The 13,895-nt window shown below is 31.8% G+C and carries 9 protein-coding genes; 2 read left to right on the top strand and 7 right to left on the bottom strand.

From position 1 onward, the window contains the following. Window positions 1-15: 15 nt before the first annotated feature. Complete coding sequence (locus OD803_RS07420) at window positions 16-2,904, bottom strand: S8 family serine peptidase (RefSeq protein WP_262732968.1); 2,889 nt, start codon at window positions 2,902-2,904, stop codon at window positions 16-18. A gap of 238 nt (window positions 2,905-3,142) precedes the next feature. Between OD803_RS07420 and dnaN the strand changes: the two genes are divergently transcribed. Further along, on the top strand, window positions 3,143-4,261 hold the full coding sequence (gene dnaN / locus OD803_RS07415; RefSeq protein WP_129760696.1) for a DNA polymerase III subunit beta: 1,119 nt from the start codon (window positions 3,143-3,145) through the stop codon (window positions 4,259-4,261). Window positions 4,262-4,364: 103 nt separating this feature from the next. Here the strand turns inward: dnaN and OD803_RS07410 are convergent, their stop codons facing one another. The 6 genes from OD803_RS07410 to OD803_RS07385 form a co-directional block, all read right to left on the bottom strand. Continuing rightward, a complete protein-coding gene (locus OD803_RS07410; protein ID WP_262732967.1) occupies window positions 4,365-4,907 on the bottom strand; it encodes a hypothetical protein in 543 nt (180 codons plus the stop codon). 76 nt (window positions 4,908-4,983) lie between these two features. Beyond that, window positions 4,984-7,044 (bottom strand): T9SS type A sorting domain-containing protein, encoded by a 2,061-nt coding sequence (locus tag OD803_RS07405; RefSeq protein ID WP_262732966.1) that lies wholly within the window; start codon window positions 7,042-7,044, stop codon window positions 4,984-4,986. Between the two features lie 191 nt (window positions 7,045-7,235). Continuing rightward, the gene (locus OD803_RS07400; RefSeq protein ID WP_262732965.1) at window positions 7,236-8,459 is read right to left on the bottom strand and encodes a hypothetical protein; all 1,224 of its coding nucleotides are present in this window, start codon (window positions 8,457-8,459) and stop codon (window positions 7,236-7,238) included. Between the two features lie 142 nt (window positions 8,460-8,601). Then, on the bottom strand, window positions 8,602-9,354 hold the full coding sequence (locus OD803_RS07395; protein WP_262732964.1) for a LytR/AlgR family response regulator transcription factor: 753 nt from the start codon (window positions 9,352-9,354) through the stop codon (window positions 8,602-8,604). 3 nt (window positions 9,355-9,357) lie between these two features. Continuing rightward, window positions 9,358-12,189 (bottom strand): sensor histidine kinase, encoded by a 2,832-nt coding sequence (locus tag OD803_RS07390; RefSeq protein WP_262732963.1) that lies wholly within the window; start codon window positions 12,187-12,189, stop codon window positions 9,358-9,360. 216 nt (window positions 12,190-12,405) lie between these two features. Continuing rightward, the gene (locus OD803_RS07385) at window positions 12,406-12,744 is read right to left on the bottom strand and encodes a DUF4870 domain-containing protein (protein WP_129760691.1); all 339 of its coding nucleotides are present in this window, start codon (window positions 12,742-12,744) and stop codon (window positions 12,406-12,408) included. Window positions 12,745-12,875: 131 nt separating this feature from the next. Here OD803_RS07385 and OD803_RS07380 point away from each other — a divergent pair, with 131 nt between their 5' ends. Next, window positions 12,876-13,874, top strand: coding sequence for a metal-dependent hydrolase (locus OD803_RS07380; RefSeq protein ID WP_262732962.1), 999 nt, complete (start codon window positions 12,876-12,878; stop codon window positions 13,872-13,874). Window positions 13,875-13,895 lie beyond the last annotated feature (21 nt).

Below are 13,895 nucleotides of genomic sequence, written 5' to 3'. Positions count from 1 at the left end.
ATTGAGAGTTGTTTGTTATTTAACCATTAGTTTTTTAACTCCTTTTTGTTGACCATTTATTACTTCAACAAAATACATTCCGCTAGATAAGTTTTCTACACTTACAAGTTTACGCTCGTTAGTATTAAATGATTTTGAAATCAATAAACGACCATTAATATCATAAACACCTACTTTAACATTTTCTTGTTGGTTTAACAAAGTAAACTCAAAATGATTTTTAGCAGGATTAGGATAAATTGCAAATCCTTCTAGTTTTTTATCAGCAACACTTAAAGGTCCTGCAGTACTACATAATTCAAGTGTGAAACTATTTAAAAACCCACCATCTTCATCATAACCATCATTAACTGTAAGAGTCCAATCACCAGCTGCATTTTCTCCTATAAATGGAGTCAATAAATTTTGAGGCTGCATTGTTCCTGAAAGCGCTGGTACTGTTCCTGAACAAGAAAACTCAACACCCGAATCATCAAAAGTTACATTTGTATCGTCTAAATCATCACAAGCGTTACTAAACAACACAACAGAAGTACCTGATGGACTAGTTAAACTAACCGTTAAATCACCCATCCAAGTATGTGATAAATTAACAGTCACATTAATATCACCAACTAAAATATCTTGACCTGCTGGTACATTTATAACCGATGTAACCGTATTTGCCACAGCCGCTATAGGTTGTGGGTTATCATTTGCAGTAGATGAAATAGAACAATTAACAGCTTCAGTAGTAAAAGAAGAAGACACAAAATTTGCATCAACACACTCAGAGAATGCCATAACTCTCCAGTAATATTGTGTGTTACTATTCAATGCCGGAACACTAACAGTGTTTGCTTCTACTGTATCTTCAAAAATTAGAGTACTAAAGTCAGAAAGCTCAGAAACTTCAACTTTGTAACCACTTGCTCCACTAACAGCGTCCCAAGTTAATCCTGGATATATGTAAACACCTGACTCTCCTGCGCTAGGGTAATTTAATGTTACATCACTAATAGGGTCAGCGCTTAATACTTCAATTTCCATTTGTCTTGTCTTAGTATCAGAAGTACCAGTAGCAACAACATCAAAGGAATAAGTACCAGGAGTCACTGAGTCTAAACCAGATATTTCTAAAGTAAAGTCTTCATCGGCAGTGATTACGCTAGGAGTAAATGTTGCCACTGCTCCTGCTGGTAATCCAGTAACTGATAGTGTTGTTGGTCCATTGTAAGTGTCACTTGATGAATAGTTAAAGTAATAATCTCCAACTTCATCTGCACAAAAAGTTTTTGTAATATTTTCAGGAGTGAATGCAAAATCTGATTCAGAAATACCTGTTACGATTAATGCAAAATCTTGATTTCCTGAATCTAAAATCCCTTTATGATCTACTATAATTGTATAATCTCCAGCAGGAACATCTATTTCAACTTTTTCAACATTATCAACATTATTCACGCTTCTAATTGCAGGAGAAGTATAACTAAATGCACTTAAAGCCCAAGGATAAGTTGTATTATTACTAGCATCTACGACTCTTAAATCTAAATCATTAACTAGTCTAGGTGTAGTATCATCTACCGTAGTACCCTGTACTGTACCTGCAGGATCAGTCCAAGCAATTGTAACCACTAAAGGCTCTGTTCCTAATGCTGTTACTGACTTTGTGAATGTTGCTCCATCGGCAAGACTGTTCTCTTCAATTAAAGACTGAAATTCTTCTTCTAAAATTGTAATAGCTGCTGTTTCACAATCTAATAATCCCCAACCAAATTGATAATCTGGACCAGGAAAAACACCTGCTTCAGAAGCAGTATGAATTGCTAAAGCTCTTAATGTTGAAGACTTCATGAAATTACCATGAATATCACTGTAAAGCTCTTGGAGTAACCCTAAAGAACCTGAAACACTTGGTGTAGCCATAGATGTACCATTCATACTACCATATGCAGTATTAGAAGTAGCTACAGATGAATATGTGTTAACACCCTTAGCTGAGATGTCTGGTTTTATTCTTCCATCATCTGTTGGTCCCCAACTACTAAAACTTGACATCACAACACTTGAAGGTCCTGTATAATTATTAACTTGGTTTACAGCAGCAACTGTAATTCCGTTTTTAGAGACTCCTCTATCAGTTAATAAATCATAACCATTATCTCCAGTATTGTAACCTGCGTTTCTATCATTTCCGGCAGAAAAAACTGCAGTATAGTAAGGTGCATTGTATAGTATGTTATCTACTTGAACTGCTAAATTATCATATCTACCAAAATAATATGTTGGTAAAAATTCAGCATTAAGACCATAAGAATGATTAGAAATTAACAACCCATTTGCTGCGGCAGTAGTCATTTCTGAAAGATCGTTATCAAAGTCATACGCATTTAGACTAGCTCTAAACGCCATACCTCTAGCTTGACCACTTGCTGGCACATTAGAACCAATCATTGTTCCTGACACATGCGTTGCATGGTTAGACAATGTTGTTGATCCATCTTGCTGAGTAACTCTATCAACTAATAACTCATGCGTATCCAAAACTTTTCCACCATCCCAAACACCTAGAGTCATTCCTGTACCTTCAACAGATAAATTTAGTCCTCCACTTGGACCTGTGTAGAGCTTATTTGCTCTAACCGTAACTCCAGCTCCTCTATTGTCTGTTGACAAATAAAGTAAAGTTCCATCTTCTAAAACTTTATGCAATTTTGACATACCTCCATTTTCTGTAAAAATTACAGTTGGTAAATTGTTTTCCATAGCATAAACTCTAGCTGCCTTTAAATCATTTTCAAAAGCTAACGAAAATTCATTCGCCATTTGTGAAAGTAATGCATGGTCATAAGTAGCGATAATTTCTCTTTTTTGTTCATCAGTTTGGGCTGTTAAGAAATTAAAACTAACAAAAGAGAGCATTAGGATTAATTTATACCCGAAAGTATTTTTATACATTTTTCATTTTTTTAAGCGTATAAATATACCACATAATATTATAATCACAATACTTTTTATGTTAACGAGAATCTAAAATTCTGGTTAAGAAATACAAAAAATTTACTTGTTAATAAAAATGTATAACTAAGGCTTACAATTATCACTTTAATAAAATATATTTGCTTAAATATTCATAACGATAAAAATTTAAAGCAATTTCATGAAGTTTATAGTATCGAGTACGTATTTGCTTAAACAATTACAAGTTTTAGGTGGAGTAATTAACAACTCTAACACACTTCCAATTTTAGATAATTTTTTGTTTGAACTTGAAAACTCAAAATTAACGGTTTCAGCTAGTGATTTAGAAACCACAATGTCATCAGTAATTGATGTTGAAAGTGACAGTAATGGTAGTATAGCCTTACCTGCACGATTACTATTGGATACCTTAAAAACGTTCCCTGAGCAACCATTAACATTTGTTGTTGAAGATAACAACACAGTTGAGATTAGCTCTAACCATGGTAAGTATGCTTTAGCTTATGCTGAAGGAAACGAATTTCCTAAAGCTGTTGAATTAGAAGACCCAAGTACAACTATGGTTTCTGGTGAGATACTAGCAACAGCTATTAGTAAAACTATTTTTGCTGCTGGAAATGACGATTTAAGACCTGTTATGAGTGGTGTATTCTTTCAGTTTTCAACAGACGGTTTAACCTTTGTTGCTACAGATGCTCACAAATTAGTTAAATACACTAGAGAAGATGTTAAAGCAAATCAAGTTGCTGAATTTATCATGCCTAAAAAACCTTTAAATCTTTTAAAAGGAATTTTAGCTACAAGTGATGATGATGTAAAAATTGAGTATAACGATTCAAATGCTAAATTTACTTTTGAAAACTCTGAATTAGTTTGCCGATTAATTGATGGAAAATACCCTAATTATGAAGCTGTAATACCAAAAGAAAATCCAAATAAATTAAGTATTGACAGAACACAGTTTTTAAACTCTGTTAAACGTGTTAGTATTTTCTCAAATAAAACAACACATCAAATTCGCTTAAAAATTGCAGGAGCTGAATTAAACATTTCTGCCGAAGATATTGATTACTCAAACAAAGCTGAAGAACGCCTAACATGTGACTATCAAGGTGATGACATGCAAATAGGTTTTAACTCTCGCTTTTTAACTGAAATGTTAACAAACTTAAATGCTGACGAAGTACAATTAGAAATGAGCTTACCTAACAGAGCAGGTATTTTAACGCCTGTTGATGGGTTAGACGAAGGCGAACAAGTTACTATGCTTGTTATGCCTGTAATGTTAAATAGCTAGTCTTTTCAAATTAATTATATCATATATAAAAAGCGCTTACATTGGTAAGCGCTTTTTTTGTGTTAAAATTATAGTCCCTCTTTTATAATTAATAGTAACACTTTTAATTATTAGTATCATCCAAATAGATGAATGAGCCATTATACGTTCCTGATACCAATACACCATCAGCTCTCTCAAATTCAAGAGACAAAGTAATATTATCTACTGAGTAGTCAATTACTGTTATATGTCCTGATGTTACTTCTAAATCAGCGTTACTTCCACTTTTATAAAATTGACTGAAACCGTTTTCAAATTCAGAATTAATAACATCTCCATTAACAATAAATTCTAAACTATAAATGTCATCTAGATCGTAAGTTTCTCCAGGAGTAAGATCAAACTCATTAATTCTTGCTGAAAAATAATCGACATTATTAAGTGTTGCTCCAGAAAAAGAAGCATTAATCTCAGCTTCTGTACTATTGGTTAAGCCTAAATATACCGAGCTTAATGAAGGTTGTACTACTGCTGTTTTCATTTCAAAAGAAGCGTCACCAACGTGTATAAAATTTGTTTCTGAAGAATTAGAATCATCATCAGATGAACAAGAGGTTAATAAAATTGTTAAGAATACGAATGTGACTGTTTTTAAATGTTTCATGTGATTGTTTTTAATTACTTAGTTAAAAAAAGCGCCCACATAAGTGAGCGCTCAATCAAGTTGATGTTACATCAACTTAGCCCTTAAGGAACTTCTGATTAATAGTATTGTTATTGGTTTTGATTTCAATCATATATAATCCAGAAGACAATACAGACACATCAACACCATTTATAGTTTCGTTAGTGCGCTTTATTAATTGACCATTAATATTATAAATAGTTACGCTTTCAATTTGTTCTGTAGATTTAATAAATAATTTATCACTTACAGGATTTGGGTATAGTTTTACTGAATTTGTATTTAAAGAAATAGCATCTATGCCTAAAGTAGAATCGTATTCATAAGCTCCTAAATCTATCGTAGTGTTAAATATTCTATCATTACCTGATAAATCTAAATCGCCAAATAAAGCAGTATCATATAAAGAATTATTTCCTTGGTCTATAATGTAAGACGAGCTTGATGTTGGTTTATAATCTGCACTTAAATTAAGAGACACAGTGTTTGGATCTAAATCTTGAACATTATTAAATGATGGTGCTGCATAAGCTCCAGATGCGCCTCCGTTGTTTGTTATTTGAGTTATTGAATTATTAATTACTAATTCATAATGATTACCTTGTGTCCCATAAGAAATATCTCTGTCTGCGTAAACTCCATTTAACGTATTGCCAAAGAAGATAGAGTTATTTATCTCTAAATGTCCCCAAGTATTTTCAGATCCCATGATAATAGCCTGACCATAAGATGTATTATTGACGTTTACTACATTATTATTTATAAAAGATGAATTAGTTATTATTAAATCTAATTCTCTGTAGTTTGTAAATGACCCATCAGGAATTCTATATGCATTGATAACAGAAAACTTGGTTTGGTTATCAGCAAACAGTACGTTAGAAAAATCTGCATAAATATCATTAAAACGATCTGTATGTAATAAAATAATACTTTGCCCCACACTTACATTGTTTGTAAAACTTACGTTGTAAAGTTTGAAATTATCTTTTAGTCCAATACCTTTTATTAAAAAGTCATTACTATAATTGTTTTTAAAAGCACAGTTTTTTATACTAAGATTTTCTATCCAAGTTGAAGCTCCAACCTGTTTTGAATAAATAACACCATTGTCTTGATTGTGTGCATTGCTCGTATTGTCGTAAATATTTTGAAATACCAAACCATCAAGATTGATACCAACAGCATCTACCAATATTAACCTATCGGCATTATCGCTTTTATTACTTGTAAAATCACCATCAATATCATCACCATTTATATCTCCAGTAATAATAGTGGCATTGTCTGTGTTAATTTTGGTTACATCTCTATCCGATAGTTCAGTTTCAGTACCATCAAAACCTCCATAAATAGAAATAGTTGCATTTATTTCTAAAGGTGTGTTTTGAGCTGTTGGTTTATAAATACCCTTAGCCACCCATATTCTACTATTAGTACTGGCAATAGCTAAGGCATCTTGTATGCTAGTGTAAGCATTAGCCCAAGAACTACCATCATTTGCTCCTATAGCACTTACATTTACATAAATAGGTTCGTAACCACAGTTAGTAGAATAACTAGAGCTTGTATCTTTAGTCCAACCTGTAGCATACTGACCAGCATTGGTGTAAGGTGGCGTAAAACTTGCATCATGCTGAATACAGGTTAAATTAGGATTTCCATAAGATTTCATATACACAAAATTAGCATTGTTACCATTGGCTAAATTTAACTCTACCAACTGATTGTTTTGACAATGAACTTGCTCTAATGTTGAAATGTCACTAACATCTAGTGTGGTAATTTGGTTATCTGCACAATGTAATCGTGTTAAATTAGTGTTATTACTAACGTCTAACGATGTTAGTGAATTTGTATATACTTCTAATATCGTAATGTTTACAAATGCTTCAATTCCTGTTAAGTCTGTAATTCCAAGTCCTGTTGCCGATATAGTTCCTGTAAAAGCCTGTGCTTCAGCTACAGAAATTTCCGTATCAGAATTTGTATTAATTGCAGTATTATTTAACAAATAATTTTTAAAGTTGAAATCAGGAATGTTAACGTTTTGAGCGAAAATTGCAGAAACACCCAAACATAAATAGGTTGTAAATAAGAGTAATGTTTTTTTCATTGTAGTTGAGATTTGTTTTTATTTTCAACCACAAAACAACTACTACATATAAGGTTTTCAATTTGCTTTTTTCTGAATAGGTCTAATTTCTTTCTGAATGATTTATGAAGATTATTCTTACACTAAATATTATAAAAAAAGCCTACTTAATAAGTAGGCTTAAAAACTATAAATTAATAATACGTTTATAGTTATTCACAATTCATTTTTTGTCCGTAAGGCATTTGTCCATGAATAATACCACCAAATTGTGAGCTGCCATAACCACTTCCATTATACTGTTGTTTGATTAAAAACCCTTGTAAATAACAGTCATCATTTTTATTTTTTTCAGTAAATGCACCTTTAATCCAACGGTATAAAATACGACCTGTGTATTTATTTTTAACAATACTCCAATCGTTAGATTCTATAGTTAACTTTAAAAGCTTTGCGCCATCTTTTGCAATGGTTTTAGAAACATTTTCTTTCGCAAAATTCACTAATGAAGCATTACTATTCATGCTACCAGCTTTTGGCATTTTTATAGCATCCATAGTTGATTTTGCAGCAGCATCGTAATTCGCTTTTAACGTCGCTTCAAATTCTTTTACAATTGGTTTCGCTTTTTCTAACCAATCTAAATGGAATTGTTGCTCGCCTTTACCAATCACATTTAAAATAGTAATATCTTTTTCATGCATGTACGATGGTACATTAAATGCATGTCCACCTTGGTGCGATGCAGCATAAATAATAAAAACATCGTCTGCAATTAACATCCCTCTTACCAAAATTGGCATACCGGTACCAAGTTCTAAGGTTTGTGATCTGTCTGGACCTACTTTGGTGGTAAACATTCCTGAAACCAACTCGTAACCTATGTAACCTTCTGGCGACATTGCGACTAGTTCTGGTGTTGTTAAAAAGCGTAACCAAGAATATTCTGGATCTTGTGCTGGTAATATATCTACATTATCACCCATATCAGTCATTTGGCGTCTTAGTTTTACGCGATCAACACCAACTGCGCTCATCCCTTTTGTCATCGCAAAAGGATACGACATGTATAAAAAATCGTCACTTACAGTATTATCTGATTTAGGTTTATTAGCTTCGGCTTCTTGTTGCTTTTTCTCAAGGTATTTTTGATAGTATAAATCTTGCTTTGCTTTATCGTTTGGGTATTTTTTGGCTAATTCTGCTTTAAATTCTTCATCGGTGTATGCTGTTTTAGAGGCATTTTGATTGGATGTTGAAGAACTGCCAACCATTCCTGAAGCATTTTCCGATTTTGAAGAGGAATTGCTCGTTTCTTTTTTATCTAACTTCTTCTCTACTGCCGCTTTGGCTTTATTTTTAAGTATTTTGCCAAATTGTGCATGTGATGTCGTGTAGCTCAATGCTAACACAAATAATAGAACTAATTTTTTCATAAGAATTTTGTTTAAGTGGACTTCAAAATAAAGCACTTAACAACCATTCTAAATTTGGTTTTTTCTAAAAGCGAGGATTTTTTTTCTGAAGGAATACTCAAGATACTTAGCTTTACCCTGAACGACAAGATGCTCAGAAAAGCTACATAAACGTTTCCTTGATCACTTCAAGAAACTGATCGCGTTTAGATTTTGAAATTGGAATGCGTTTTTGATTATTCAACAATAAATAATCGCCATCATTTTTAACCAATTCATCCACATATTTTAGGTTAATCAAATACGACCGATGACATTTAAAAAACATAGCATTCCGTTCTAATTGCTCAACAAAATGCTTTAAGGGTTTGCAAATGGTTTTTTGTTTGCCATCAATAAGTTGTACGTTGGTGTACATGCCATCGGCTTCAAAATACACGATATCGTGATGTGATGCGAACATGATCCCTTTTGGTATTTCCAAAGCAATTTTGTCTATGGAGAGTTGCTTCAATGAATCACGCAACTTGTTTAACTGGTCGTTTAAATTGTTGGCTTTTATAGCTTCTTCTGCTTTTGTAACAGCTTCTTTTAATTCGTTAGTATCAACCGGTTTTAAGAGATAATCTACAGCCGATAATTTAAAAGCTTCAATCGCATATTGGTTGTATGCTGTTACGAAAATAATTTTAAAATCGACAGGGTTTGGGAAGTATTCTAAAATATCCAATCCTGACTGATTAGGCATTTCAATGTCTAAAAATACAACATCAGGTTTACTGGTTTTAATCAAGTCCACACCAGATGCTAAATCTTGCGCTTCTTCAATGCTTGTAATACTCGAGCAATGTTCGGTTAGCAAGTTGGATAGTAAGTGTCTCGCGCGTTTTTCGTCGTCTATAATTATCGCTTTCATATCTTAATGTATTGGCATGGTAATGACCACTTTTGTACCTGCAGCTACTTCATTTTCGTCATACAAGTCGTTGGTAATTATGGCTATATCACGTTTTAATTTGTTTTTATAAAGATGCACACGTTCTTCATTGGCTTTGGTGGCAAATGGTTTGTGCTGTTGGTTTGGTCGTTTTAATTTTTCGGATTGTTCTCGACCTATACCGTTATCTTCGATTGTGATTTGCAATTTATTTTGCTTAATAATCTTGGCTTCAATATGTAATTTTCGGTTGTTTATTTTGTGTAACAACCCGTGTTTTAAAGCATTTTCAACATACGGTTGAATGAACAACGACGGTACTTTTATCTGTTTTGTATTCAATTGATTATCGACAGAGATATCATACTGCAATTCATCTTCAAAACGAACTTTTTCCAATTCTAAATATAGTTTTAAAGCATTTAATTCTTCCTCTAGAGTAATTTCGTTTTGCTGGCTGTAATCTAAATACATACGGATTAATCGGCTAAACTTCACTAAATACGAACTTGCCAATTCCTTTTCATTGGAAATGATATAATCCTGAATAGAATTTAAAGCATTAAAAATGAAATGCGGATTCATTTGCGAACGCAGATTTTCCAACCTTAAATTCGTTATTTTTTTATCAATTAAAATTTTATCAACTTCTGCAATACGCTGTGCTTCTTTCTGTTGTAATCGCCATCTAAAATACAACCAGACTAAACAAATTATTGTGGCTATAACTAAACCATAAAACCAATACGTTTCCCAAAATGGTTTAGCAATAACAAAGGTAATTGGTGTTGCAAAAACAGGTTGTTTTGCACTTAAATTTTGCGCTTTTAATTCAAATGTGTACGTGCCACTAGACAAACTATTAAAAGTAACAAAATGGGTATTTAAGGGTATGGTTTGCCAAGTTGTATCTATTTGTTTAACTCGGTATTGATAATTTACATGTTGGTTAGATTGAAAACCGTTTGAGTTAAAATCGAATCGTAATTTATTATAATCATAAGGTAAATTGTAATTGGTATTTACAACCGTATCTTTATCATTTATTTGAACGGATGTTATCCAAACTTTAGAGGTTTTAAAAGCCTTAAAAAGCGTATTGTTTTTGGGCATTACATACAATGAATTTGGAAAAACAGACACCAAATAATCTTCAAGAATAATAAACTTATCTACTGATAATGTTAATCCATCTTGCGTATTTAATCGCCTTACTTGATTGGTTTTGGGATGAAACTTATAAAACCCTTCTTCGGTAGAAATCCATAAAAATTCACCATCAGATTTTAATGTATTTATTTGCACTTGCTTTGGCAACGCATCATGACTAGAAATTAATCGATCATCCTTAAAACACAACAAGCCATTGTGCTGTGTTGCCAACCAAATAGCATCGTTTATTTTAGCGATTGAGTTTACTAAAATACTTTCGTCATCTAGCTTAATTTCTTTTGACTGAAAATTATTAGCATCAAATTGATATAAGCCATCAATAAAAGAAACAAATAGCTGATTGTTTAATATTTCAGATGCTTTTACTCTGCTTTTTCTAATAACTCTTGTAGAATCTGAAATATATGGTTTGTTATATATTATGGCTTCTTTGTAGCTTCCGTAGAAGAGATTTTCATCATTAATTTTTGAAAATGTTTTTGCAACAGAGTATTTATTTTTTTGGTCATTAATGGTGAACAGATTTAGATCTACACTATAAGATTCTGATGCATTAATACTAACAATTACATGGTTTTGTGATGCATCAAAAAATAAATTACCTATAATTTTTGATCCAGGTAATTTAAGCGTCTTAAAAATACCGTTTGTATTATAAAACAACAACTTACCATTATTTGTACCTAATAAAAATTGATTGTTATTTAATGCACATGCTGCGGTAATTTTATCTTTTGCTTGTTCTAAATTAAGCTGTCTAATATTAAGATTAGAAGACACAAAAACACCGTTATCTAATGTTGTAAACCAATAATTTTTATTAAAATCCACCAATACATCGGTAACAGACTCATTACTAAATAATTGTTCTTTTAAAACTAATTGCTGACCTTTTAGTTGAAAAATAAACACACCAGATGTTGTTAAAAACCAATAGTCATTATTTAAATAAGTAATGTTGTAAATGGTTAAATCTTCTAATGATTTAGGTGTCTTTAGCTTTAAAACATCATCAGTTTCAGTTTTATAAATATAAAGTTGATTTTTGCCTTGTTCTTTAAAATTTAAAAGCGCACTATTTTTAAAAGCATATACCTTTGGTGACTGCATTCTGTATTTAGACGTGAATGTTTTAAGCAGTTTTATCTGGTCATCTTTGATTTGGTACCAATTCTGTTTTTCTTTTGAAGGTCTGTTATTTGCATTCATTTTAATGACATAGGACAAATCATTGTGAGTACTCTCACTAACAGACATACCTTCAAAAAGCTTGATGGTGCTTTTATCATTTAAATTAATATCATAAATACCATCTACAGTAAATAAGCGTATGGATGTATTGGTAATTTCAAAAGGTGACAACTGCCCTTTCACCAGTTTACTAGCGTCATAAAAAAGGTGTAATGTATCGTTTTCAACATAGAAAATTTGCCCGTGAATATTAATACACCAAAGTTTCCCTTTTTCATCTAATTTTAATTGAAATAAAGAATTCGCTTTTTGGTTAGGGTTTGTAAACTTTTGGTAATTATTTCCGTTGTAACGGTATAAACCTTTATCAGCAGCAAGCCAGATATAGTGGTTGTGATCTTCTAGAATATCATAAAACTCAACATCAGGAAGATTTGATACTTTAGACATGTGCTGTGTCACCGGATTTTGAGCAACTACAAAAACTGGTAACAATAAAAATAATATGATTTTAAAATAACGCCACATAAATATCAATTAACAAACTTAATATTTATGTTCACAATGAGCGTCTTATTTTTCTGTAACTACCTTATTTTTTTCTAAATATAAAAAAACGCCCACTATACAGTGAGCGTTTTTAATTTACCTCTGTAAAAAATATAACTAACTAATAAAACTAAGAGATAAAGGGTATGTTGGAGTTTCTCCATTGTTTGCTTTAATAGCGTTTATGATAGGAAAAACTAATGAAATAATGCCAAGTATTATAAAACCTAGTATACCTAAGCCAAAAGCTAAAATTAAAGGAATGCATAATAAAGCATAAAGGATCATGCTAATTTGAAAGTTTACTATGTTTTTTCCATGAGCATCCATTTGAAATACTTTCTCTTTTTGAGTTATCCAAATTATAAGCGGAACAATTAAACTTCCAAAACCAGTAATAAAACACAATAATTGACTTAAATGTGTTATTACTATAAGTTGTCTATCTTCTCTCATGATGGTGTAAATTTTGATTGATACTTATTTGACGCTGAAAAATCAAGAATGTTACACCTTTAATATAAAAAATATTATTGACCCATTTTATATAAAGACAATCCAATTTTAAATAGTTTTGTGATAATATTATGGACTCACTTACTCAAATAGTTTTAGGTGCTGCTGTTGGCGAAGCAGTTTTAGGAAAAAAAGTTGGTAACAAAGCTATGCTTTACGGAGCAATTGCTGGCACTATTCCTGACTTGGATGTATTGGCCTCTAATTTTACCGATACAGTATCAGCTTTAGAAATTCATAGAGGGTTTACACACTCCATAGTATTTTCTATTGTATTTGCACCTATTTTTGGTTGGCTGGTTTCAAAAATCGAATCCTTTAAAAGCTTTAAATCTTGGTCATGGTTATTCTTTTGGGCTTTTATAACACACCCTTTACTAGATGCACATACCACTTGGGGAACTCAATTATTTTGGCCTTTTGATTTGCGACTTGCTTATAAAAACATTTTTGTAGTAGACCCTATCTACACTTTACCTTTTTTAGTGTGTTTACTCTTAGCACTTTTCAGCAGAAGAACAAATCCTAAACGGCAATTTTTTAATAAACTTGGGTTAATTTTAAGTTCAACCTACCTTGTTATTACTTTATTCTTAAAATGGGCTGCATTTTCCCAATTTAAACAAGCATTGAACAATCAAAATATTGATTATATAGATATTGATACAAGACCGTCGCCTTTAAACACGATCCTTTGGAATGCTAATATAGATACTAAAGATGTTTATTTATTGGGAGACTATTCGTTTTTTGATTCACAACCAATCTCGTTTTCTATATATGAAAAAAATCATCATTTAATTGATGACTTAAAACATAATGAGAAAGTACAACGAATGATTGCCATTACTGAAGGTTGGTACAGCATTTCTCAGAAAAACGGAAACTTATATTTTAATGATTTACGCTTTGGACTGTTGAATTTAAAACCAGAATCTAACGATTTTGTGTTTCAATTTTTAATAGAAAAACATACAGATGGGACTGTAAATTTTATTGAGCAACCAAGAGACAGAAGTGATGCTAAAGGTATGCTCAATGCATTATGGCAACGCATTAAAGGAAATTAAAATCGGTAAAGCATATTACCA

This window comes from Gaetbulibacter sp. NE, assembly GCF_025548475.1.
Lineage (GTDB): Bacteria > Bacteroidota > Bacteroidia > Flavobacteriales > Flavobacteriaceae > Gaetbulibacter_B > Gaetbulibacter_B jejuensis.
The sequence above is the reverse complement of the archived record's forward strand: the minus strand, read 5'-3'. Positions and strand labels throughout refer to the sequence as shown.